Origin of the sequence: Actinosynnema sp. NPDC059797, assembly GCF_042732085.1 — a bacterium.
GTDB lineage: Bacteria > Actinomycetota > Actinomycetes > Mycobacteriales > Pseudonocardiaceae > Actinosynnema.
Window position 1 is genome coordinate 43,805 of the sequence record NZ_JBHWIE010000009.1, and the last position, 21,168, is coordinate 64,972.

24 protein-coding genes are annotated in these 21,168 nt (G+C 73.7%); 9 read left to right on the top strand and 15 right to left on the bottom strand.

The features are described from left to right. Positions 1–6 precede the first annotated feature (6 nt). Positions 7–687, bottom strand: coding sequence for a hypothetical protein (locus tag ACFV4N_RS05135; RefSeq protein ID WP_499671211.1), 681 nt, complete (start codon positions 685–687; stop codon positions 7–9). 495 nt (positions 688–1,182) lie between these two features. Between ACFV4N_RS05135 and ACFV4N_RS05140 the strand changes: the two genes are divergently transcribed. Further along, positions 1,183–3,477, top strand: a complete 2,295-nt coding sequence (locus tag ACFV4N_RS05140; protein ID WP_499671212.1) for a HelD family protein — start codon at positions 1,183–1,185, stop codon at positions 3,475–3,477. 189 nt (positions 3,478–3,666) lie between these two features. Here the strand turns inward: ACFV4N_RS05140 and crcB are convergent, their stop codons facing one another. Genes crcB through ACFV4N_RS05155 form a run of 3 tightly spaced genes read right to left on the bottom strand, consistent with a single transcriptional unit; the run spans position 3,667 to position 4,785 of the window. Continuing rightward, a complete protein-coding gene (gene crcB, locus ACFV4N_RS05145) occupies positions 3,667–3,999 on the bottom strand; it encodes a fluoride efflux transporter CrcB (RefSeq protein WP_499671213.1) in 333 nt (110 codons plus the stop codon). Continuing rightward, the gene (locus ACFV4N_RS05150) at positions 3,996–4,358 is read right to left on the bottom strand and encodes a fluoride efflux transporter FluC (protein ID WP_499671214.1); all 363 of its coding nucleotides are present in this window, start codon (positions 4,356–4,358) and stop codon (positions 3,996–3,998) included. Before ACFV4N_RS05150 ends, crcB begins: the two co-directional genes overlap by 4 nt. Further along, the gene (locus ACFV4N_RS05155) at positions 4,348–4,785 is read right to left on the bottom strand and encodes a MarR family winged helix-turn-helix transcriptional regulator (RefSeq protein ID WP_499671215.1); all 438 of its coding nucleotides are present in this window, start codon (positions 4,783–4,785) and stop codon (positions 4,348–4,350) included. The genes ACFV4N_RS05150 and ACFV4N_RS05155 overlap by 11 nt, the downstream gene beginning before the upstream one ends. 252 nt (positions 4,786–5,037) lie before the next feature. Between ACFV4N_RS05155 and ACFV4N_RS05160 the strand changes: the two genes are divergently transcribed. The 3 genes from ACFV4N_RS05160 to ACFV4N_RS05170 are packed head-to-tail and all read left to right on the top strand — an operon-like array spanning position 5,038 to position 8,315. Beyond that, a complete protein-coding gene (locus ACFV4N_RS05160) occupies positions 5,038–5,844 on the top strand; it encodes an SAM-dependent methyltransferase (protein ID WP_499671216.1) in 807 nt (268 codons plus the stop codon). Positions 5,845–5,850: 6 nt separating this feature from the next. Further along, positions 5,851–7,896: an EAL domain-containing protein gene (locus tag ACFV4N_RS05165; protein WP_499671217.1), complete on the top strand. Its 2,046-nt coding sequence runs from the start codon at positions 5,851–5,853 to the stop codon at positions 7,894–7,896. A 14-nt stretch (positions 7,897–7,910) separates the two neighbouring features. Beyond that, positions 7,911–8,315, top strand: coding sequence for a VOC family protein (locus tag ACFV4N_RS05170; RefSeq protein WP_499671218.1), 405 nt, complete (start codon positions 7,911–7,913; stop codon positions 8,313–8,315). A gap of 54 nt (positions 8,316–8,369) precedes the next feature. Here ACFV4N_RS05170 and ACFV4N_RS05175 read toward each other — a convergent pair whose 3' ends face one another. The 5 genes from ACFV4N_RS05175 to ACFV4N_RS05195 all read right to left on the bottom strand — a co-directional run bounded on the left by ACFV4N_RS05175 (position 8,370) and on the right by ACFV4N_RS05195 (position 13,652). Further along, positions 8,370–9,737 carry an NAD(P)(+) transhydrogenase (Re/Si-specific) subunit beta gene (locus ACFV4N_RS05175; protein WP_499671219.1) on the bottom strand — a complete coding sequence of 456 codons (1,368 nt, stop codon included), beginning with the start codon at positions 9,735–9,737 and terminating at the stop codon, positions 8,370–8,372. Next, the gene (locus ACFV4N_RS05180; RefSeq protein WP_499671220.1) at positions 9,734–10,009 is read right to left on the bottom strand and encodes an NAD(P) transhydrogenase subunit alpha part 2; all 276 of its coding nucleotides are present in this window, start codon (positions 10,007–10,009) and stop codon (positions 9,734–9,736) included. Before ACFV4N_RS05180 ends, ACFV4N_RS05175 begins: the two co-directional genes overlap by 4 nt. Further along, on the bottom strand, positions 10,006–11,103 hold the full coding sequence (locus ACFV4N_RS05185; RefSeq protein WP_499671221.1) for a Re/Si-specific NAD(P)(+) transhydrogenase subunit alpha: 1,098 nt from the start codon (positions 11,101–11,103) through the stop codon (positions 10,006–10,008). The genes ACFV4N_RS05180 and ACFV4N_RS05185 overlap by 4 nt, the downstream gene beginning before the upstream one ends. Positions 11,104–11,198: 95 nt before the next feature. Further along, complete coding sequence (locus ACFV4N_RS05190) at positions 11,199–12,350, bottom strand: nitric oxide synthase oxygenase (RefSeq protein ID WP_499671222.1); 1,152 nt, start codon at positions 12,348–12,350, stop codon at positions 11,199–11,201. Positions 12,351–12,548: 198 nt separating this feature from the next. Further along, the gene (locus ACFV4N_RS05195; protein WP_499671223.1) at positions 12,549–13,652 is read right to left on the bottom strand and encodes an FAD-dependent monooxygenase; all 1,104 of its coding nucleotides are present in this window, start codon (positions 13,650–13,652) and stop codon (positions 12,549–12,551) included. A gap of 62 nt (positions 13,653–13,714) precedes the next feature. Between ACFV4N_RS05195 and ACFV4N_RS05200 the strand changes: the two genes are divergently transcribed. Further along, the gene (locus ACFV4N_RS05200) at positions 13,715–14,311 is read left to right on the top strand and encodes a TetR/AcrR family transcriptional regulator (protein WP_499671224.1); all 597 of its coding nucleotides are present in this window, start codon (positions 13,715–13,717) and stop codon (positions 14,309–14,311) included. A 164-nt stretch (positions 14,312–14,475) separates the two neighbouring features. Next, entirely contained in the window at positions 14,476–15,630 is a 1,155-nt protein-coding gene (locus ACFV4N_RS05205; protein ID WP_499671225.1) for a macrolide family glycosyltransferase, read from the top strand. A gap of 38 nt (positions 15,631–15,668) precedes the next feature. Here the strand turns inward: ACFV4N_RS05205 and ACFV4N_RS05210 are convergent, their stop codons facing one another. From ACFV4N_RS05210 to ACFV4N_RS05220, 3 genes are read right to left on the bottom strand one after another with little or no spacing between them, the layout of a single operon-like run. Then, positions 15,669–15,911, bottom strand: a complete 243-nt coding sequence (locus tag ACFV4N_RS05210) for a helix-turn-helix transcriptional regulator (RefSeq protein WP_499671226.1) — start codon at positions 15,909–15,911, stop codon at positions 15,669–15,671. A gap of 16 nt (positions 15,912–15,927) precedes the next feature. After that, positions 15,928–16,779, bottom strand: coding sequence for an ABC transporter permease (locus ACFV4N_RS05215; protein WP_499671227.1), 852 nt, complete (start codon positions 16,777–16,779; stop codon positions 15,928–15,930). Next, positions 16,776–17,648, bottom strand: a complete 873-nt coding sequence (locus ACFV4N_RS05220; protein WP_499671266.1) for an ABC transporter ATP-binding protein — start codon at positions 17,646–17,648, stop codon at positions 16,776–16,778. The genes ACFV4N_RS05215 and ACFV4N_RS05220 overlap by 4 nt, the downstream gene beginning before the upstream one ends. 187 nt (positions 17,649–17,835) lie before the next feature. Here ACFV4N_RS05220 and ACFV4N_RS05225 point away from each other — a divergent pair, with 187 nt between their 5' ends. Next, a complete protein-coding gene (locus ACFV4N_RS05225; RefSeq protein WP_499671228.1) occupies positions 17,836–19,035 on the top strand; it encodes a cytochrome P450 in 1,200 nt (399 codons plus the stop codon). Continuing rightward, a complete protein-coding gene (locus ACFV4N_RS05230) occupies positions 19,032–19,226 on the top strand; it encodes a ferredoxin (protein ID WP_499671229.1) in 195 nt (64 codons plus the stop codon). Before ACFV4N_RS05225 ends, ACFV4N_RS05230 begins: the two co-directional genes overlap by 4 nt. 91 nt (positions 19,227–19,317) lie before the next feature. Here ACFV4N_RS05230 and ACFV4N_RS05235 read toward each other — a convergent pair whose 3' ends face one another. Genes ACFV4N_RS05235 through ACFV4N_RS05245 form a run of 3 tightly spaced genes read right to left on the bottom strand, consistent with a single transcriptional unit; the run spans position 19,318 to position 20,573 of the window. After that, entirely contained in the window at positions 19,318–19,998 is a 681-nt protein-coding gene (locus tag ACFV4N_RS05235; protein WP_499671230.1) for a DUF6348 family protein, read from the bottom strand. A gap of 10 nt (positions 19,999–20,008) precedes the next feature. After that, complete coding sequence (locus ACFV4N_RS05240) at positions 20,009–20,356, bottom strand: type II toxin-antitoxin system PemK/MazF family toxin (protein ID WP_499671231.1); 348 nt, start codon at positions 20,354–20,356, stop codon at positions 20,009–20,011. Next, positions 20,343–20,573 carry a ribbon-helix-helix domain-containing protein gene (locus ACFV4N_RS05245; RefSeq protein WP_499671232.1) on the bottom strand — a complete coding sequence of 77 codons (231 nt, stop codon included), beginning with the start codon at positions 20,571–20,573 and terminating at the stop codon, positions 20,343–20,345. The genes ACFV4N_RS05240 and ACFV4N_RS05245 overlap by 14 nt, the downstream gene beginning before the upstream one ends. A gap of 120 nt (positions 20,574–20,693) precedes the next feature. Between ACFV4N_RS05245 and ACFV4N_RS05250 the strand changes: the two genes are divergently transcribed. Then, positions 20,694–21,125 (top strand): PASTA domain-containing protein, encoded by a 432-nt coding sequence (locus tag ACFV4N_RS05250; protein ID WP_499671233.1) that lies wholly within the window; start codon positions 20,694–20,696, stop codon positions 21,123–21,125. Positions 21,126–21,168 lie beyond the last annotated feature (43 nt).

Genomic DNA, 21,168 nt, shown 5'->3' on the forward strand with positions numbered 1-21,168 from the left:
CGGCGGTCACCGGGCGACCCGCTGGACGGGCACCGGATTCACCTCCTCGGCGGGCGGCGGCCGTTCGGCTGCGGGCGGCGGCCGTTCGGCCGACCGGGGGCGGACGATCGGCGTCGAGGCGGGTCGGGGCGGTCGGGTGAGGTAGGGGCCGACCAATCGGGCGAGCGCCAGGCCGGGCGCCAGGAGCGGCACGACCGCCGACAGCGCCGCGGCCGTCGCGCCCGCCCGGAACACGTCCTTGGGGATGACCGCGACCCGGTCCACCACGAACGCCCGCCGCCCGGTGATCGACACCAGCCCCATGACGGCGAGGAAGACCGCGAACACCGCCAGCGCCCACTTGACCGCCACGTACCCGACGTCCTCGGCCGCCGCCATCACCGCGAGCCACCCGCACAGCGCCGACGCCTGCCTGCCGGGGCTCGTCATCGCCCACAGCAGGCCGCCGGCGACCGCCAGGAACCCGGTGCGGCCGACCGCCCACGCGCCGGCGGCGTCCAGCCAGGCGGTCGACAGGCCGGCCCAGCGCGCGGGTAGCACGTCCAGCGGGCCGGGCGCGCCGAACAGCTGACCCACCACCCACGCCAGGGACCACGCGGAGACGAGGACCGCGAACACGAGCTGCCACCTCGACCGGTCCACCACGAGGCGGCAGAGCCTGGCCAGTTCCCGGCGATGTTCCCTCACACCAGCCACCCTGCCGGGGCGGTTCGCCCCCGTTGACCGGTTTCACCCGGCTGCCCGGGAGCGCCGCTCGACTGGTGGCCCGGACCTCGCCCGGTCCTCACGTGGCGTGGCGGGCGAGGGCAGGGAACGCCCGGGACGACGGGGGGTGGGACGACGGAGGGTGGTCCCGGCGCGGGATCGCCTCCGCACCGGTGGCCCCGGCGGGGTGGACCGGTGGGGCGGTCCGGCGGGGCGTTGGCTCGGGCGGCGTCCGGGCGGGGTCTCCCGAACCGGGCGGCCGGGGGCGGGCGGCCAGGAGCGGCGGCGTGCAGCGGCGGGGCTCGGCGGCGAGGGCTCGGCGGCGGGGTCGGCATCCGCGTCCGGGCGTTCGACCGAACGGGTGCGGCGGGCCAACTGTTGACGAAGTCTTGGCGGTACCGCGAGCGGGCGCGTGTAGTAGATTAGACGTTCTGCGCAGCTGAGAAGGGCGCAGGGCGCAAACAACTGTCAGCCGCAATGCCACGCAGGCTGATAATCCACGCTATCCAGAAAAGAGGCACGTTGTCAAGCCCCTCCGATGACCTCCGGCTCGCGGAAACCGAGGCGGAGCAGGAATACGTGTCGATGCTGTACGGCAGGCTGGACGACCTCCGCGAGCAGAGCTCGAAGCGCCTGGCCGGCGCGCTCCGGCAAACCGGGGGCACGCACCAGATGCGCTCCGAGCGGGACACCGCGGTGGCCATGTACTCCGACCAGTTGGCCCAGTACAGCGCCGTGGAGAACGGGCTGTGCTTCGGTCGACTGGACTTCCACACCGACGACCGGTTCTACATCGGCCGGATCGGCTTGTTCGACGAGGACAAGGAGTACGAACCGCTGCTGATGGACTGGCGCGCGCCCGCCGCCCGCCCGTTCTACCTGGCCACCGCAGCCGCCCCGGACGGCGTGCGCAGGCGCCGCCACCTGCGGACCAAGCAGCGCAAGGTCGTCGGCCTCGACGACGAGGTGCTCGACATCAACTCGGTGGACCCCAACCGGTCCTCGGAGGGCCTGACCGGCGAGGCGACCCTGCTGGCCGCGGTCAACGCGAGCCGCACCGGGCAGATGGGCGACATCGTCGCCACCATCCAGGCCGAGCAGGACCGGATCATCCGCACCGAGCTGAACGGCGTGGTCGTCGTGCAGGGCGGTCCGGGCACCGGCAAGACCGCGGTGGCCCTGCACCGCGCCGCCTACCTCCTCTACACGCACCGGCGGCAGCTCGCCAAGCGCGGCGTGCTGGTCGTCGGGCCCAACGCGACGTTCCTGCGGTACATCGGCCAGGTGCTGCCGTCGCTGGGCGAGACGGGCGTGCTGCTGTCGACCGTGGGCGAGCTGTTCCCGGGCCTGACCGCGGTGGGCCGCGAGCCCGCCGAGGTCGCGGCGCTCAAGGGCCGCATCGAGATGGCGGACGTGGTGGCGCGGGCGATCAAGGACCGGCAGGAGGCGCCGAGCCTGGTCGAGGTCCCGTTCGACCAGGACGTGCTGCGGCTGGACCGGCGGGCCGTCAGCGAGGCCCGCGGTCGCGCCCGCCGCACCCGGCGCCCGCACAACGAGGCGCGGCGCACGTTCCAGCGGGAGATCATCTCGACGCTGGCCGCGCAGGCGGTGTCCCGGCTGGGGCGGCACCTGCTGGACCAGGCCGACATCGATGACATCCGGCGCGAGCTGCGCGAGGAGCCGGCCGTGCAGCAGGTCATCGAGCGGCTGTGGCCGACGCTGACCCCGCAGCGGCTGCTGGAGGACCTGTACGCGTCGCCGAAGCTGATCGCCAAGGCCACGCCCAAGTTCTCGGCCGCCGAGCGCGAGCTGCTGCACCGGCCGCGCGGCGCGGAGTGGACGCCGGCCGACGTGCCGCTGCTCGACGAGGCCGCCGAGCTGCTGGGCGAGGACGACACCGAGGCCAAGGCGCGGGCGGAGCGCCGGCGGCGGCAGGCGATCGACTACGCGCAGGGCGTGCTGGACATCCTCGACCTGGAGGACGACGCCGACCCGGACATCCTGATGGCGACCGACCTGGTCGACGCCTACCGGCTGGCCGAGCGGCACGGCACCGAGCGCTACGAGACCGCGGCCGAGCGCGCCGCGGCGGACCGGACGTGGACGTTCGGGCACGTCATCGTGGACGAGGCGCAGGAGCTGTCGGCGATGGCGTGGCGGACGCTGATGCGGCGCTGCCCGTCGAAGTCGATGACCGTGGTGGGCGACATCGCGCAGACCGGCGACATCGCGGGCGCGTCGTCGTGGGACCAGGTGCTCTCGCCGTACGTGATGGACCGGTGGAAGCTCACCGAGCTGACCGTGAACTACCGGACGCCGTCGGAGATCATGGCCGTGGCGGCGGACGTGCTGGCGTCGGTGGACCCGGGGCTGAAGCCGCCGACCTCGGTGCGCGACAGCGGTTTCCCGCCGTGGGCGCTGGGGGTGGACTCGGTGACTGAGGCGCTGCCGGCGCTGGTGGAGAAGGAGGTCGCGGCCGTCGGCGACGGCAAGGTGGCGGTGATCGTGCCCGCGGCGGAGGTCGCCGGGCTGCGGTCGGTGGTGCCGGGCGCGTCCGACGACCTGGACGCGCAGGTGGTCGTGCTGGGGGTGGTCGACGCGAAGGGCCTGGAGTTCGACTCGGTGCTGGTGGTGGAGCCGGCGGACATCCTGGCCGAGTCGCCGCGCGGGGCGAGCGACCTGTACGTGGCGCTGACCCGGGCCACGCAGCGGCTCGGCGTGGTGCACACGGGCGAGCTGCCGGAGGTGCTGGGGGGGCTCGCCACCGCGTGACCGGGATCGAGCGGTGGACCGGCCGCACGGTGGGCGGCGAGTTCCTGGGGGCGGCGCACCGGCACCTGCGCGAGGAGGAGGTGCGCCGCGACAGCCGCGCCGGTCGCCCGCGCGGTGGCGGACCGGTTCCCGGGGTCCCCGGGCGGGCCGAACGCCTCCGGCGCCACCCGGGGTCGCCGGACGTCGACGTCACCGGCCGATCCGGTACCCCAGCCCCGCCGCCGCCACCCCCGCGACCACGCTGACCGCCACGTTCGCCACCGCCCGCCCCACCCGGCCCTCCTCCACCAGCGCCACGGTCTCCCAGCTGAACGTGCTGAACGTCGTCAACCCGCCGCAGAAGCCGGTGCCGACCAGGGCCACCACCGCGGGCGACGCCCCGGCCACCGCGCCCAGCACGAACGACCCCACCACGTTCACCAGCAGGGTCGCCCAGGGGAACGACCGCCGCACCAGCCGGCCGGTCAGGTGGCGCAGCACCGCGCCGACCGCCGCGCCCGCGAACACCAACCCCAGCGTCACGACGCGACCCGCCGCGTCACGCCCGCCGCCGCCGCGGTCGCCGACAGTCCCAGCAGGACGGACGCCACCAGGTACGCCACCGCCCGCCAGTCCCCCAGCTCCACCGCGCCCAGCGCGCAGGCCGAGAACGTCGTGAAGCCGCCCAGCACCCCGACGCCGAGGAACGGCCGGGCCAGCGGGTGCAGGCGCGGCGCCAGGACCACCAGCACCCCGATCAGCGCGCAGCCCACCACGTTGACCAGGAGGGTCCCCGCCCACCCCGGCACGAGCAGCCCCACGCCCCACCTGGCCGAGCCACCCAGGCCACCGCCCAGGGCCACGGCGGCGAGCACGCGGGACTCACGGGACTCAGTTGTCACGCAGGTGGTCCACCAGCCGGTCCAGGGCGGCCAGGGCGCGCACCACGTCGGCGCGCTCGCCCGGTTCGAGCTTGTCCAGCGCGGAACCGATGCGCTTCTCGTGCGCGGCCTGCCACACGGCCAGCTGCTCGTGGCCCTTGGACGTGACCGACAGGCGCGCGACGCGGCGGTCCGAGGGGTCGCCGCCCCGCTCGACGAGGCCGCTCTCGATCAACTGGCCGACCAGGCCGCTGACGGTGTTGGGCGCGAGGCGCAGTTCCGCCGCGAGGTCGCCCACGCGCATCGGCGGCCGCTCGGCGAGCGTCTGGAGCAGCTCGACCCGGGCCATCGGCAGGGCGTCCCACGGCCAGTCGGTGCGGATGCTGGTGCGCAGCGCCCGGCGGAGCCTGGTGACCACGTCGGTGAGCGTGCGGGCCTCGTCTGACATGGGCGGAAGGGTACTGGCCGGCGGGCCTCCGACGGGCGGTCGCGGCGCTCCGGCACCTCGGTGCCCGACATGTGGGACGCCTTGCGCGCCGGCGCGTCCCCAGCACACCGGGTGTGAGTTGCGACACCTCGGGGTCGACACTGACGAGTGGTTTGTACGCCGATCGGGGACAAGCGGTCTCACCCCCTGCCGACCCGGGGGGCCAGGTCAGTAATCTCGCCCCGCGGGGGCGAGGCGGACGGGTGAGGTGTGGTGGCGGAACGGCAGAGCTGGGTCCCCGACGACGTCGACACGGGGCTGCCGAGCGCGGCTCGGCTCTACGACTACCTGTTGGGCGGCGGCCACAACTTCGCCGCGGACCGGGCGCTGGCGGAGAAGTTCATCCAGGTCCAGCCCAACGCCCGCACGATCGCCCGCCTCAACCGGTCCTTCCTCAGGCGCGCGGTGCTGCACCTGGTCGACGCCGGCGTGCGCCAGTTCCTGGACCTCGGGTCCGGCATCCCCACCGTCGGCAACGTGCACGAGATCGCCGGCAAGGCCGCGCCCGGGTCGCGCGTGGTGTACGTGGACTTCGAGGACGTGGCGGTCGCGCACAGCCGGATGATCCTGGAGCGCGACGACTCGGCCGCGATCCTCCAGGAGGACATGACCGACCCCGACGCGGTGCTGTCCGCCGCCCGCGGCACCGGCCTGCTGGACTTCGCCGAGCCGATCGGGGTGCTGGCCGTCGGCGTGTTCCACTTCGTGCCGCCGGAGCGGGACCCGGCCGCCGTGGTCGCCGCCTACCGCGACGCGGTGGTGCCCGGCAGCCACCTGGCGCTCTCCCAGTTCACCCCGGACCTCCAGCCCGAGGAGATGGCCGGGGTCGTCGAGGTGATGAAGAAGAGCGCGAACCCGATGTACCCGCGCACGCACGCCGAGATCACCGCGCTGTTCGAGGGCTTCGACCTGGTCGAGCCCGGGGTGGTGCCGCTGCCGCTGTGGCGCCCCGAGGAGGGCGCCGCCGAGGAGGACGCCGAGCGGGCCGGGATCTTCGCCGGGGTCGGCCGCAAGAGGTGAGCGCCCGTGTCGCCACCCGCTAGGTCATGGCGCCGGGAACTGGCCCGCGCGTGGATGCGCGCGGTCTACCCCACCGCGTACGTGCCCCTGTCGCCGGCCGAGATCGAGCGGTACCTGCTCGACCTGGTGGACGTGGTCGCGGACGCCGTGCGGGCCGAGCCGTTCACGGCCGAACCGGTCGCCGTCGTCGGCCGCCGGCTGGTCGAGGCGCGCTTCACCGGGCCGGACACGCTGCGGCGGACCGTGGAGGTGCTCGGGCGGGCCCTGCTGGTCGACCAGGGACCGGCCGGCGCGCCGGGTCTCGTCGAGGTGCCGGACCTGGCCGACGTGCCGGACCTCGCCGAGCGGGCGGTCGCGGTCCTGGGCGCGATCAGCTCCAGCTTCGCCACCGCGATGCGGCTGGACGCGTTCGACCAGCAGGAGGAGGTCAAGCAGGCGCTGCTGGCCGCCAAGCGCCGGGCGGAGCGCGGGCTGCGGGTCAGCGAGGCGCGGTTCCGGGAGGTGTTCGACTCCGCCGGGTTCGGCGTGGTGATCGCCGACCCGGGCGGCACGTGCGTGGAGGTCAACGAGGCGCTGGCCGAGATGGTCGACCGGGACCGGGCCTGGTTCGCCGGGCGGCGGCTGGCCGAGCTGTTCGACCCCGACGACGCGGAGCCGCTGGCCGCCGCGTACCGGGCCGTGGGCGAGGGCCGGGTGGAGCGGTTCCGGGAGCGGCGGCGGCTGCTGCGCGCGGACGGTGAACCGGTGTGGGCGCACCTGGCGGTGTCGCTGCTGCGCGACGACGACGGCGCGCCCGCCTACCACGTGACCATGGTCGAGGACGTCAGCGAGCTGCACCTGCTCCGGAAGAACCTGGACTTCCAGCTGCTGCACGACTCGCTCACCGGCCTGGCGAACCGGCAGCTGTTCATCAGCAGGCTGGAGGCGCTGCACTCGCGCGGCGAGGTCACCCTCTACCACCTGGACCTGGACGGCTTCTCGGTGGTCAACAACGGCCTGGGCCACGAGGTGGGCGACCGGCTGCTCAAGGAGGTGGCCCGCCGGTTGGAGGTGGCGGTCGCCGACGAGGAGGCCCTGGTCGCGCGGATGGGCGGCGACGAGTTCGCCGTCGCGGTCGTCGACTCGCCGGCCGTGCCCACCCTGGTCGAGCGGATCAACGAGGCGCTGGAGCGGCCCATGGCCGGCGGCGTGGCGCTGTCGTGCGGCATCGGCGTGGTGGACCGGCCCGCCGCCGGCTGGGACGTGGGCGAGCTGCTGCGCGCCGCGAACGCCACGCTGCGCCGGGCCAAGGCGGCGGGCAGGCGGCAGTGGCTGCCCTACGACCCGCGCGAGGACCAGCCGTCGCGGGCGCGGTCGGCGCGGGCGGCGCGGATGCCGGGCGCGCTGGCCGACGGCGAGCTGGAGGTCGAGTACCAGCCGGTGGTGGAGGTCGCGACCGGCAGGCGGCTGGGGCACGTGGCGCGGCTGCGGTGGGACGAGCTGGGCCACGACGAGTGCCTGGAGCTGGCCGAGTCGAACGGGCTGTCGCCGGCGCTCGGGCAGTGGGCGCTGCGCGAGGCGGCGGGCGAGGTGGCCGGCGTGCTGTTCTTCGAGCTGTCGGCCACGCAGTCGCGCGACGAGGACCTGGTGCGCGCGGTGAAGCGGACCCTGGACGAGACCGGCCTGCCCGCGTCGCGGCTGCGGCTCTTCCTGGACACCAGGTCGGTGTTCACCGAGACGGGTCAGGACAACGCGCGGGTGCTGCGCGACAGCGGCATCACCACCGGCCTGAGCCGCTTCAACGGCGGGCAGGCCGAGCTGTCGCTGCTGGCCGAGGTGCCGGTGGACGCGCTGGTGCTCGACCCGTCGGTGGTGTGCCGGCTGGCGGACGGGCCGGAAGGCTTCCTGCACGACGCGATCACCGGCATGGTGGGCCTGGTGCGGCGGTTCGGCACGGCCGTGCTCGTGCCGGACGTGCGCGACCCGGAGCGGGCCGCGTGGTGGGCGCGGGTCGGGGTGGACGCCGCGTTCGGCGACCACTTCGGACCCGCCGTGCCCGGCTACGAGCTCTAGTACCGTCGGGTTCCGTGGCGAACCTGGAGCAGATCTCCCTCGGGGTCGAGGACTGCGAACGCGCGGGCGCGTTCTGGGCGGCCGCCCTCGGCTACGTCCGCCGCCCGCCGCGCTTCGACGGCGACGACTGGATCGTGGTCGAGCCGCCGCCCGGCGCGCGGGGCGCGGCGATCGCGATGGACCGCAGCGAGAGCCGGGTCGAGGAGCTGCCTCGCGTGCACCTCGACCTGGAGGCGGGTGAGTCCGACCTGGACGACGAGGTGGACCGGCTGGTGGCGCTGGGCGCGCGGCGGGTGGACTGGCCGCACTACCCGGCGGAGCCCGACCCGGGGCAGCTGCCCTACGTCGTGCTCGCCGACACCGAGGGCAACCGGTTCTGCGTGAGCGGACGGCGGCGGGCGGGGTCCTTCTTCGGGTGACCGGGCTCGCGCGCGAACGCCTCGCGGGGGTCCCCGCCGGGACCCCCGCACCGGCTACACCTGCTTCACCGCGGCCAGCAGCTTGGTCAGCGAGTCCTTCGCGTCGCCGAACAGCAGCGTGGTCTTCGGGTTGTAGAGCAGGGTGTTGTCCACCCCCGCGAAGCCCGGCCGCATCGACCGCTTCATGAACACCACGGCCTTGGCCCGGTCCACGTCGAAGATGGGCATGCCGTAGATCGGGCTGCTCGGCTCGTCCCGCGCGCCCGGGTTGACCACGTCGTTCGCGCCCACCACGAGCACCACGTCGACGCTGCCGATGCCGGGGTTGACGTCGTCCAGCTCCTTCAGGTCCTCGTAGGGCACGTCGGCCTCGGCGAGCAGGACGTTCATGTGCCCCGGCATCCGGCCCGCGACGGGGTGGATGCCGTACTTGACGTCGATGCCGCGCTGCTCCAGCACCTGGGCCAGCTCCCGCGCGGCGTGCTGGGCCTGCGCCACGGCCAGGCCGTAGCCGGGGACGACCAGCACCGAGTGGGCGTAGCCGAGCAGGATCGCGACGTCCTCGACGGTGCCGGCTCGGACGGTGCGCTGCTCCCCGGTCCCCGCCGCCGCGGCGGTGGTCTTGAAGGCGCCGAACAGGATGTTGGTCAGCGGGCGGCCCATGGCCTGCGCCATCAGCCGGGTCAGGATCGTGCCGGACGCGCCGACGAGCGTGCCGGAGACGATCAGCAGCGTGTTGGCCAGCACGTAGCCCGACGCGGCCACGGCCAGGCCGGTGAACGCGTTGAGCAACGAGATCGCGATGGGCACGTCCGCGCCGCCGACCGGCAGCACGAACAGCACGCCCAGCGCGAGCCCGGCCAGCGCCAGCAGCACCAGCAGCGCGCCGCTGCCGGTGAGCACGACGCCCAGCGCCAGCAGCGCGCTCGCCCCGGCCGCCGCGATGCCGAGCACCCGGCCGGCGGGCAGCAGCACGGGCCGGGTGGTCATGATCTCCTGGAGCTTGAGGAAGGTGACCACGCTGCCGGAGAAGCTGACCGCGCCGATCAGCACGGTGAGCGCGGTGGCGACCTGGAACAGCACCGAGCCCTCGGCGACCTCCAGGAACTCGGTCAGCGCCACCAGCGCCGCCGCCGCGCCGCCGACGCCGTTGAACAGCGCCACCATCTGCGGGATGGCGGTCATCTTCACCGACCGCGCCGCCGGGATGCCGACCGCGACGCCGGCGGCGACCGCGACCAGGATGAGCGGTCCGTTGTGGACCGCGCCGTGGACGTAGGCGGTGACCACGGCCAGCGCCATGCCCGCCGCGCCGAGCAGGTTGCCCGCGCGGGCGTACTTCGGCGTGCTCAGGCCCTTGAGCGCCAGCACGAAGCACAGGGCGGCGACCAGGTAGGCGAGCTGGACCCAGGTGGGGCTCACCGCTTGTGCCCCTTGAACATCTCCAGCATCCGGTCGGTGACCACGAACCCGCCCACCACGTTGACGGTCGCCAGGAACACCGCCGCCAGGCCGAGGGCGATCTCCGAGGCGTGCTCGGCGCGGCCGGTGATGAGGATCGCGCCGACCAGGATCACGCCGTGGATGGCGTTCGCGCCGGACATCAGCGGGGTGTGCAGGATGGTGGACACCTTCGACACGACCTCGAAGCCCACGAACACGGCGAGCACGAAGATCGTCAGCAGGTCGATCACGGCAGCTCCCTCCTCAGCTCGCCCCGGTGGGTCAGGCAGCAGCCGGCCAGGACCTCGTCGTCGAGGTCCGGCTCGACCCGGCCGTCCGCGGTCATCATCAGCAGGAGGTTGGCGACGTTGCGGGCGTAGAGGCGGCTGGCGTGCACCGGCATGGTGCTGGGCATGTTCCGGGCGCCGACGACGAGCACCTCGCCGATCCAGGTGTCCTCGCCCGGCCGCGACGCGGTGACGTTGCCGCCGGACTCGGCCGCCAGGTCGACCACCACCGAGCCGGGCGCCATGGCCTTGAGCATGTCGTCGTTGACCAGCACCGGCGCGGTCCGGCCGGGCACGGCGGCGGTGGTGATGACGACGTCGGAGGCCGCGACGCGCTCGGCGATCAGCTCGCGCTGGCGCTCCAGGAACTCCTCGGACTGGGCCTGCGCGTAGACGCCGCCCTGGGTCTCCAGGCCCAGTTCGAGGAACTTCGCGCCGAGGCTGCGGACCTCCTCCTTGGCCGCGGCGCGCACGTCGTAGGCCTCGACCACCGCGCCGAGGCGGCGCGCGGTGGCGATGGCCTGGAGGCCGGCCACGCCCGCGCCGAGGATCAGGACCTTGGCGGGCGGGACCGTGCCCGCGGCGGTGGTGAACATCGGCAGGAACTTCGGCAGGCGCCGGGTGGCCTCGATGACGGCGCGGTAGCCCGCGACCAGGGCCTGAGACGACAGGGCGTCGGCCGACTGGGCCCTGGTCACGCGGGGCAGCAGGTCGAGGCTGAAGGAGGTGACCTTGTTGGCCTTGAGGACTTCGACCAGCTCCCGCTCGCCGCCGGGCTGGAGGAAGCTGATCGTGATGTCGCCCTCCCGCAGGCGCGCGGCCTGCTCGGGGGTCGGCGGTTGGACGGAGACCAGGACCTCGCACCGCCCGGCGGGGTGGTCTGGGACGACGTTCGCACCGGCTGCGCGGTAGGCGGCGTCCGAGGCGTGGGCGTGGGCGCCCGCTCCGGCTTGCACGTCCACCGTGAGACCGGCACCGATCAGCGTGGTCACCGTTTCCGGCAGACCGGCTACGCGGCGCTCGGCGGGCCGCGACTCCGCGGGTACACCCACTCTCACGGCGGCCACCGTAGACCCGCCGAGGTGATCTACGCCACAGGTCACCCCTCATTTCAACCGTATGTACGTCTTGCTGCGCCGAACGCGCCGGGGGCTCAGTGGATGACGGGGCAGACGCCCTCCGTGTCGCCCGGGAAGAAGTTCGGGACCAGCTCGCGCTTGTCGTAGTAGCGGTGGAACACGCTGGTGATGCCGCTCGACATGGGCGGCACGATCCACGTCCAGTCGGCCGGGCAGGACCGGCCCGCGGCCTCCTCCTTCTTCAGGTGCGTGAGGAACCGGTCGGACTCGGTGTGGTGGTCGGTGATGGTGACGCCGGCCCGCGCGAACGAGTGCAGCACCGCGCGGTTCAGCTCGACCAGGACCCGGTCCTTCCACAGCGTCTGGACGCTGGAGGTGTCCAGCCCCATGCGCCGGCCCAGGTACGGCAGCAGGTCGTAGCGGTCGGTGTCGGCGAAGTTCCGCGCGCCGATCTCGGTGCCCATGTACCAGCCGTTGAACGGCGCGGCCAGGTAGTCGACGCCGCCGATCCGCAGGCGCATGTTGCTGATCGCGGGCACGGCGTGCCAGCGCAGCCCCAGCTGGGCCAGCCACGGCAGCTCGGGGTGCTCGATGGGCACCTCCAGCACGGCCTCGCGCGGCAGCTCGACCAGGCACGGCTCGGCGTCCTCCCGCTCCACGACCAGCGGCAGCACGTCGAACGGGCCCCGCCGCGCCGGCGGTCGCCACCCCAGCTCCAGCGCCTTCTCCGTCAGCTCCAGGTTGCGCCGGTCGCCCAGCACGCCGCCGTCCGCGCCGAGGTAGCCCGCGTACCTGATGAGCTGCTCGTTGCGGATGCGCGGGGCCGGCCTGCCCGGCTCGTCGGGGGCGAACACGCTGATCACGGGGCGCACCTTGCCGCCGTTGCCGGCGAGCTTGAGGTGCTCGACGCACTCGTCGGCGACCTCCTTGGGGTCGCGCAGGTCGCGCAGGTCGCGGACCTTGAGGCTGCGCCAGTACAGGCGGCCGATGCAGCGGGCGCTGTTGCGCCACGCGACGCGCGCGCCGAACACCAGCTCGTCCGCCGTGTGGCGGTACGTGCCGGTGGCGGCGACCTCGGCGTGCACCTCGGCGAGGCGGTGCTCGACGGGACCGAGTTCCGGGTGCTCGCCGTGGTGGAGGCGGATGAAGTCCTCCGCCTCGGCGAGGTCGACGGCGGGGGTGCGCAGGGGGATGGCTTCAGCCGGGCACGAGGGGACGGGGGCCATGGCGCGACACCGTAGTTGCCCCTGCACGGACCGTGCACCGCAGCGCGCGGGCGCCGGGTGCCGCGGCCCCTCGCACTTGGTGGCACACGGTGCGTGCTTGATCGCGCGGAAGAGTGACGCATCCTGCGAAAACGAGCGATATTTGATTGTTATCCGGGCGAATCTCAGCGGTTACTTGTGATTTACATCACGGCCCATTTACGCCTTATCGGGTGACAGCTTGGGCGGCGTCCAGCCGGTGAACCGGTTCATACCGCGCAGACCGACCCCCGCGGGCACGGCGCGCATGACCGCGTCGCGCGCCTTCACCACCAACGGGTGACGAACCCGGTGCCCGAACCGGCCCACCAGGCGGGAGGCCCGCGCGATGGCCCGCGTGCGCGGCCCGCGCAGCCGGTCGTACTCGGCCAGGGCGGTCGGCACGTCGTGCCGCGCGCACATCGCGGCCAGCACCACCCCGTCCTCGATCGCGGTGCACGCGCCCTGACCCAGGTACGGCGTCATGGCGTGCGCGGCGTCGCCCAGCAGCGCCACCCGCCCGCGCACGTAGGTCGGCAGCGGCGTGGCCAGCTCGTGGATGTCGTGCCGCAGCACGGTCCCCGGCGGGGTCGCGTCGAGCAGCGCGGGGATCGGGTCGTGCCACCCGTCGACCAGCCGCCGCACCTCGCCCAGTTCGTCGTCCGCGCGACCACCCGCCGGCGCGGTGGTCGCCGCGTACCAGCACACCCGGCCGTCGCCCAGCGGCAGCACGCCGAACTCCGCGCCCGCGCCCAGCGTCTGCCCGATCTCCAGGTCGCGCGGGAACCGGGCTCCGGTCACGCTGCGCCATGCCGTCGTGCCCGCGTACACCGGCCCCGGGTGGTCGGGGAACAGCTCGCGCCGGAGGCCGCTGCGGATCCCGTCCGCCGCCACCACCAGGTCCGCGTCCACCTCGTCGGCCGACCGCACCTCGGTGCCGGTGACCAGGGCGTCCGCCGGCAGCGCCGACCGCAGCACCCGGTGCAGGTCGGCCCGGTGCACGGCCACCACGCGGTCCGACCCGGCCGCGTCGACGCGCACCAGCGCCCGCCCCCTCGGGTCGCGGACCAGGCCGGCCACGCGCGGGGTGCCGATCCGCCGCACCTCGTCGGCCAGCCCCAGCGCCTCCAGCGCGCGCAGGGCGTTCGGCATCACGCCCACCCCCGCGCCGACCTCGCCGAACTCCGGCGCGCGCTCCAGCACGGCCGCCTCCCAGCCGACCGCGCGCAACGCCACCGCCGCGGCGACCCCGCCGAGCCCCCCACCGACCACGACCGCCTTCATCGCCCACCCCTTCTACACCTGTAGATAGCCGGTACTCTACAGGTGTAGAAGGAGGGCGCACCGTGACCGACCGCAGGGCGGCGCTGGCCGACGCCGCCATCCACCTCGTGGCGACCAGGGGGATGCGCGGCCTGACCCACCGGGCCGTGGACGCGCGGGCCGGCGTGCCGACCGGTTCGACGTCCGCGTACTTCCGCACCCGCAAGGCGCTGGTCGAGGGCGTGGTGCGGCGGCTGGCGGAACTGGACGCCGAGGAGGTGGCCGAGGAGTTGGGGGCCGCGGGCCCCGCGGCGCCGCCCGACCCCGATCGGCTCGCCGAGGGCGCCGCGCGGGTCCTGGACCGGTGGATGAGCACCGCGCGGGAACGCACCCTGGCCCGCTACGCCTGCCTGCTGGAGGCCACCCACCACCCCGAGCTGCGCGACGTGCTGGCGCACGGGGAGGTGCCGCGCGCGCAGGCGCGGGCGGTGCTGGCCGCGTGGGGGGTGCCGGACGCCGAGCGGCGGAGCCGCGACCTGGTCGCCTTCCTCGACGGCCTGCTGTTCGACAGGCTGGTCGGCGCGGGGGCCCTCCACGCGCCCGAACCGGGCACGCCGGAGAGCCGCGCCGAGCTGGAGCGGGCGGTGCGCTCGGCGCTGCGCGCCGTCCTCGGCCGCTGAGCGGCGCGCCCGACCCCGGTTAACGAGTGGCGCCCCCGGCTATCGTGGATCGCATGTGGGGCTTCCGAGTCTTCTACCTCTGATCCGAGGGCTGCCGTCCACCCCCGCGCGACCTCCGCGCGACGGGGTCTTCGAGCCAGCCCACGACCAGGTGGAGACCACCCATGTCGCACGTCGCCTTCCTCAACATCCCCGGCCACGGCCACGTCAACCCGACCCTGCCCGTCGTCACCGAGCTGGTCGCGCGCGGCCACCGGGTGACCTACGCGGTCGACCCCGGCTTCGCCGACGTCGTCGAGCGGGCCGGCGCCACGCCGGTCGTGCACCCGACCACCCTCCCGACCGGCGACCGGGAGTGGCCGACCGACCTGGCCGAGGCCATGCACCTGTTCCTGACCGAGGCCAGGCAGGTGCTCCCGGTGCTGGAGGTCGCCTACGCCGACGACCACCCGGACGTGGTCGTGTACGACATCGGCGCGTGGACCGCGCGGCTCCTGGCGGCCCGCTGGGGCGTGCCCGCGATCCAGTTCTCCCCCACCTTCGTCGCCCACGAGGGCTGGGAGGACACGTTGGCGGCCGTGGTCGACCTGCCCGGCGTGACCGGGTTCTACGCCGAGATGGACCGGTGGCTGGCCGACCAGGGCGTGACCACGCCCGCCGCCGCGTACGTCGGCGACCCGGACCGGGCGGTGGTGAGCATCGTGCGGTCGTTCCAGCCGAACGCCGGCTCGGTGCACCCGAAGTACTCGTTCGTGGGACCCTGCCTGGCCGACCGCTCGGCGTTCCAGGGCACCTGGACCGGACCCGCCGACGACCGGCCGGTGCTGCTGATCTCGTTCGGCTCGGCCTACACCAACGAGCCGGCGATCTACCGGGAGTGCTTCCGGGCGTTCGGCGACCTGGACCTGCACGTGGTGCTGAACACCGGCAAGCACGTCGACCCCGCCGACCTGGGCGGGGCGCCGGCGAACTTCGAGCTGCACCGGTGGGTGCCGCAGCTGGAGATCCTGTCCCGCGCCTCGGTGTTCGTCACGCACTGCGGCATGGGCGGCACCATGGAGGGCCTGTACCACGGCGTGCCGATGGTCGGCGTGCCCGAGCTGGGCGAGCAGACCATGAACGCCGAGCGGCTGGTGGAGCTGGGCGTCGGGCGGCACGTCCCGCGCGACGCGGCGACCGCCGAGGCGCTGCGGTCCGCCGTGCTCGACCTGCTCGGCGACGCGGACGTGGCGGAGCGGCTCGCCGGGTTGAAGGCGGAGGCCAGGTCGGCGGGCGGCGCGGCCGCGGCGGCCGACGTGATCGAGTCCGCCCTCGGGTGACCCGGCGGGGCGGGGGTGGCGCGCGACGCCACCCCCGCCTACGCGGACCGCTCCGACGTGCTGCCCAGCCGGGGGAACGGGTCGGTGGAGAACACCACCTCCACCGGCACCTCGAAGTACTGCGCGATGCGCAGCGCCAGGTACAGGCTCGGGCTGTACTCGCCGCGCTCCAGGTAGCCCACCGTCTGGTAGTGGATGCCGAGCGCCTCGGAGAGCTGCCGGCGCGTCACCCCGCGCTCCGCGCGCAGCATCGCGATCCGGTTGTAGACGCTCTCGCTCACACCAAACCCCTCCGGCTCACGTGCCCCTCTGCAGCGCCGCCTGGCGGCGCTGCTCCATGTCCGAGCCCGATTCCCGGCGGGCCATCCGTCGCAGGATCGTAGGCGCGAGCAGGAACCCGACCACCGCCCACGTCCCCAGCACGGCCAGCATCAGCGGCACCCGCCACGTCCCGCCCAGCTCCGCGGCCGCCGCGGCGTCGGGCAGCAGCGCCCACCTCGCGCCGTGCCCCACCCAGTACACCGGGAACACCTGCGCGAGGCCCTGGAGCCACCCCGGCATGGCGGTGATCGGGTAGAAGATGCCCGAGATCGCCGTGATGCCCATGATCGGCAGCATGGTGATGCCCATGGCGCCGCCGGGGCTCTTGGTGATCGACCCGGCGACCGCGCCCCACGGCAGCGTCGCGGCCATGCCGAGCGCCAGCACCCCCGCCATGGCGAGCAGGCCGCCCGCGCCCGCCGCGGCGAACACGTCGACCAGGAACAGCGCCGGCAGGACCACGATCAGGAGGCTGAACACCGTGTCCAGCGACGTCTGCACGACCCGGCCCACCAGGTAGCCGACCATCCCGTTGGGCACGGCCTTGGCGCGCAGGAGCGTGCCGTCCTCGCGGTTCATCGACAGCGCGCCCGCGGGGCTCACCAGCCCGCTGAAGGCCACCGACATGCCGATCACGCTGGGCAGCGTGATCGAGGCGAGCGACATGCCCGTGCCCTCCACCTGCGAGTCCCGCTGGAACCACAGCACGGTCAGGAAGCCGATCGCGGAGAAGAGGTTGAACCCCTGGTCGGCGCTGCGCAGGCTGTGCTTGAACTCGCGCCACCCCCGCTCCAGGCCCAGCCGGGCCCCGTACAGCGTCGCGTTCACAGCGCGGCCACCTCCTCCTTCTCCGCCTGCCCGCCCTCGTGCAGCCGCACGAGCGCCATGTAGGTGTCCTCCAGGGTGCTGCGGCGCACCTCCAGCTCGGAGATGCCGTGCTCGTGCCGGCGGAACAGGTCGCGGACGAACGCGGTGGCGTCGTCGGTGGTGTGCACGTGCCGGCGGCCGTCGTGGGTCCAGATCACCTCGGACTTGCCCGCGACGTGGCGGGCGAGCTGGTCCGGGCTGCCGTCGGCGATGATGCGGCCGTCGGCGAGCACGAGGATGCGGTCCGCGAGCCGCTCGGCCTCGGCCAGGTCGTGCGTGGTGAGCAGGATCGTCATGCCCTCCAGGTCCGACAGCCGGTGCACCAGGTCGTGGAAGTCGCGGCGCGCGTGCGGGTCGAAGCCCGCGGTCGGCTCGTCGAGGAACAGCAGCTCGGGGCGGCCGACGATGCCGATCGCCACGTCCAGCCTGCGCCGCTGGCCGCCGGAGAGCTTGGCGACCTTCTTGTGCGCGTGCTCGGTCAGGCCGACGGTCCTGATCAGCTCGTCGGTGTCGAACGGGCGCGGCCGGTCCGGCGTGCTGTAGGGCAGGTAGTAGCGGCCGAGGTGGTCCAGCAGCTCGCGGACGCGCCAGCGCGAGTGGTCGCGCCACGACTGGAGCACCACGCCCAGCTTGGCGCGCCACATCTCGTCGCCCTTGCCCGGCTCCTCGCCCAGCACCCGGACGTGCCCGGCGGACGGCAGCCGGAAGCCCTCCAGGATCTCGATCGTGGTCGTCTTGCCCGCCCCGTTGGGCCCGAGCAGGGCCACCACCTCACCGGGCGCCGCGGTGAAGCGGACGCCGTGCAGCACGTCGGTCGCGCCGTAGCGCATCCGCAGGTCCCGCACTTCGATCACCAAGGACCCTCACCTCCCCCTCGTCAGAGTTCTGCCCCGTTTTGTAGCACACCTGCTATCGCTCGTACTACGGATATCTCCTTACGGCTTATTTACTTCACGGGTTCGTGAATTTTCTGTAGCTTGCGAAGGAGGTTCTTGAACGCACTGGGAGGTGTGCGGAATGACCGAAACCCTGATCGACGGACTGCCCATGGAGCGCTCCGACCCGTTCGACCCGCCCGCGGAGCTGGGGATCCTCCGCGAGACCGCGCCGATCAGCAGGCTCCGGTTCCCCGACGGCCACCTCGGGTGGCTCGTCACGAGCTACGCGCTGGCGCGGGAGGTGCACGCCGACCGGCGGTTCAGCAGCCGCAGCGAGCTGCACCACATCATCCGCGAGATGGGCGGCCAGATCGTGCCGCAGCAGCCGCCCGCCCGGCCGGGCATGTTCATCGGGATGGACGCGCCCGACCACACCCGCTACCGCAAGCTGCTGACCGGCCAGTTCACCGTGCGGCGGATGAACCAGCTGCTGCCGCGGGTCGAGCAGATCGTGGCCGAGCACCTGGCGGGGCTGCGGGCGCAGGGCTCGCCGGCGGACCTGGTGGCGAACTTCGCGCTGCCCGTGCCGTCGATGGTGATCTGCGAGCTGCTGGGCGTGCCCTACGAGGAGCGCGAGGGGTTCCAGCGCGACACGGGTGCGGCGCTGAGCCTGAACAAGCCGTTCGAGGAGGCCAGGGCGGCGCTCGATCGAGTGCAGGAGTTCGTCGCCGACCTGACGCGGCGCAAGCGCGGCGAACCGGGCGACGACATGATCAGCGGCCTGATCGAGACCGGCGAGCTGACCGACGAGGAGGTCGCCAACATGGGGATGCTCCTCCTCGTCGCCGGGCACGAGACGACCGCGAACATGCTGGGCCTCGGCACGTTCCTGCTGCTGACCAGGCCCGACCAGCTCCGGTTGCTGCGCGAGGACCCGACGCTGGTGGACAACGCGGTCGAGGAGATGATGAGGTACCTCACGATCATCCACTTCGGCACCACGCGCACGGCGCTGGAGGACGTGGAGATCGGCGGCGTGGTGGTCCGCGCGGGCGAGACGGTGTCGATCTCGGTGCCCGCCGCGAACCGCGACCCCGAGCGCTTCGAGCGGCCGGACGAGTTCGACGTCACCCGGTCCGCCTCGGGGCACCTGGGGTTCGGGCACGGGGCGCACCAGTGCCTCGGGCAGCAGTTGGCGCGGATCGAGATGAGGGTGGGCTACGCGGCCCTGTTCCGGGAGTTCCCGGACCTGCGGCTGGCCGTGCCCGCGTCGGAGGTGAGGATGCGCACGGACATGTCGATCTACGGCGTGCACGAGCTGCCGGTGGCGTTCTCATGAGGGTCGAGGTGGACCAGGACCGGTGCGTGGGGTCGGGCATGTGCGCGCTGACCGACCCGACCGTGTTCGACCAGGACGAGACCGACGGGACGGTGCTGCTGCTGGAGCCGTCGCCGACCGGCGAGCACGCGAAGGCGGCGCGCGAGGCCGAGCACCTGTGCCCGGCGGGGGCGATCAAGGTCGTCGACTGAGGTTCGGGTTCCCGTCGGGGCCGGGCGGCCCCGGCGGGAACCGCTCCGGCGGGAACCGCTCCGGCGGGAACGGCCCCAGCGGGAACGGCCCTCAGCCCTGCTCGGCGAACACCAGCAGGTAGGTGTGGGCGTACGCGTTCGGCAGGCGGGGCCACGGCAGGGCGCGCAGCGCGGCGGTCGGGGTGTCCACGAGCCCGCCGTTGACCCGGACCTCGGCGTGCTCGCCGGGGCCCGCGCCGCCGAACAGCACCTTGACGCCGTTGAGCGGCTGGTCGAGGTGGGCGGGCAGGGCTTCGCGCAGCGCCGGGACCAGCGGGTTGGCCAGCACCCACTGCACCAGCGGCACGCCGTGCCCGCCCATCGGGACGACCGGGCCGTGGATGACGTGGTGGCCGGCCAGTCCCTCCGGGGTGGTGGACGGCAGGTGCGTGGCGAACTCGCCCTCCTGCGTCAGCAGCTCCAGCACGGCCTTCCCGGTGCCGGCCAGCCACATCGCCGCGGCGGCCTCGGCCACCTCGGCGGGCGTCCGGCCGTGGCCGACGGCGCAGTCCCACAGCACCAGCTTGTCGGGGTGCTGTGGGTTGGGCGCGAACCCGACGTCGATGTGGTTGGGGTGCTCGGTGCCGTCGTGCAGGTCGGTCACCACCACCACCGAGGGACCCTCGTCCAGGAGGACGCCGCCGGCGACCGGGCTCCAGGAGCCGGCGAGGGCGTTGAGGCGCTGGGCCAGGGCGTGCACCAGGTGGTCGCGGTCGAGGCCGATCGGCTGCATGGCCGTCACCCTAGAGGGCGAGGTGCAGCCGCAACGCCTCGTCCAGCTGCTTGAGCACGGCGGGCGGCAGGCCGCCGATGCGGGCGCGGAGCCTGGCCGCGGCGACCGTGCGCACCTGCTCGGCCTGCGCCTTGGAGTCCGTGCCCAGCCCGCAGTCCTTGGCGGGCAGCAAGACCTGGAACGGGTACACCTTCGCGGTGTTCGAGGTGATCGGCACGACCGTCACGACCCCTCGGCCGCCCCGCCCGGCGGCCCGGTTCGCCGCGTCGTTGCTCACGACCACGGCCGGGCGGACCTTGTTGGCCTCGGCGCCGCGCACCGGTTCCAGGTCCACCCAGTAGATGTCACCTCGCCGCATCGACGACACCGTCCGGCGCGGTCACGTCCCACATGTCGGCTTCACCTTCTGCTTCCCACTCTTCCCACGCGCCGGCGTAGGCGTTCTCCAGTCCCGACTCGCGCAACAGGGTGATGGCCTGGTGGATCACCGAGGACCGCGAGGCGCTGCGATGTTGCCGCAGGTAGCGATCAACGAACTCTACGTCCTCCTCGGGGAGGCTCACACTGATTTTCATACCCCTGATGCTACCCACGTTCCTACCGGGGGAACACGGCCCCGACCGGACGCACCCCTCGACCCCGTCCGGCCGGACCGGTAAGGACTGGAGTCGAACGCACCTGCCGGAAGGAACCCCGTGAAGCTCCGCCCAGCCGCCCTGTTAGCCGGCGCAGCCCTGCTCACCGCCTGCTCGGCGCCACCCGCGAACGGCCCGACCACCCCGGGACCCACCACGCCGGAACCCACCACCGTGGAAGTCCCCCGGCCCGAACCCACCTCGGCCGCCGCCACCCCGAACGCCCCGGCCGAAGCCACTCCGCCCCCGGCCGCCCAGGACGCGCCGAAGACGTGCACCGTGCCGAACGTGGTCGGCCTGGTCCACCAGACCGCCCAGGACACCATGCAGGCGTCCGGCCTCTACCTGCTCCGCGAAGAGGACGCCACCGGCCAGGGCCGCCTGCTCGTGGTGGACCGCAACTGGACCACGACGGCCCAGAGCGTCGCGGCGGGCGAGGTCGTCGCCTGCGACACGTGGATCACCCTGTCGGCGAAGAAGATCGGCGAGTAGGCCGCGGGTCCGCCCACCCCCTGAGAGGTGGGCGGACCCCTGT

Coding starts and splice junctions, on each gene's coding strand:
- ACFV4N_RS05240 (WP_499671231.1), bottom strand. CDS start 20,356: ATGCGGCGAGGTGACATCTACTGGGTGGACCTGGAACCGGTGCGCGGC.
- ACFV4N_RS05220 (WP_499671266.1), bottom strand. CDS start 17,648: ATGCGCTACGGCGCGACCGACGTGCTGCACGGCGTCCGCTTCACCGCG.
- ACFV4N_RS05155 (WP_499671215.1), bottom strand. CDS start 4,785: ATGTCAGACGAGGCCCGCACGCTCACCGACGTGGTCACCAGGCTCCGC.
- ACFV4N_RS05225 (WP_499671228.1), top strand. CDS start 17,836: ATGACCGAAACCCTGATCGACGGACTGCCCATGGAGCGCTCCGACCCG.
- ACFV4N_RS05235 (WP_499671230.1), bottom strand. CDS start 19,998: ATGCAGCCGATCGGCCTCGACCGCGACCACCTGGTGCACGCCCTGGCC.
- ACFV4N_RS05195 (WP_499671223.1), bottom strand. CDS start 13,652: ATGAAGGCGGTCGTGGTCGGTGGGGGGCTCGGCGGGGTCGCCGCGGCG.
- ACFV4N_RS05245 (WP_499671232.1), bottom strand. CDS start 20,573: ATGAAAATCAGTGTGAGCCTCCCCGAGGAGGACGTAGAGTTCGTTGAT.
- ACFV4N_RS05230 (WP_499671229.1), top strand. CDS start 19,032: ATGAGGGTCGAGGTGGACCAGGACCGGTGCGTGGGGTCGGGCATGTGC.
- ACFV4N_RS05190 (WP_499671222.1), bottom strand. CDS start 12,350: ATGGCCCCCGTCCCCTCGTGCCCGGCTGAAGCCATCCCCCTGCGCACC.
- ACFV4N_RS05140 (WP_499671212.1), top strand. CDS start 1,183: ATGCCACGCAGGCTGATAATCCACGCTATCCAGAAAAGAGGCACGTTG.
- ACFV4N_RS05205 (WP_499671225.1), top strand. CDS start 14,476: ATGTCGCACGTCGCCTTCCTCAACATCCCCGGCCACGGCCACGTCAAC.